Annotated in this window: 1 protein-coding gene; it reads left to right on the top strand. The window is 48.5% G+C overall.

The annotated features are described in order from the left end of the window. Window positions 1-260 (top strand): hypothetical protein (locus B0E34_RS22890; RefSeq protein ID WP_228423121.1); only part of this gene is annotated, 260 nt, incomplete at both ends.

Below are 260 nucleotides of genomic sequence, written 5' to 3'. Positions count from 1 at the left end.
GAAGCGAATTATCCGGTATCCTTACAAAATTCTGGCGAACATTGCAATCATATTTTCTTTAATTATCGTAGCCAGTGTGAACATGCCGGAAGTTCCTCCTACCTTGACGGACCCGTATACCGCGTGGCGTAATTATACCGGAAGTTCGACGAATCAGGCCGGGAATGGAACACTGGACATTCCGGCAGCAACCGAGTCGGGATACAGCAGGGAAGACAACCAGCTTGGCGGAGGATTTAACTTCGACTATACACCTGTCA

Origin of the sequence: Chryseobacterium mucoviscidosis (assembly GCF_002177115.1) — a bacterium.
In the GTDB taxonomy this organism is placed as follows: Bacteria; Bacteroidota; Bacteroidia; order Flavobacteriales; family Weeksellaceae; genus Chryseobacterium; species Chryseobacterium mucoviscidosis.
Note: the sequence above shows the minus strand (reverse complement) of the source record. Positions and strands in the feature narration are given on the sequence as shown.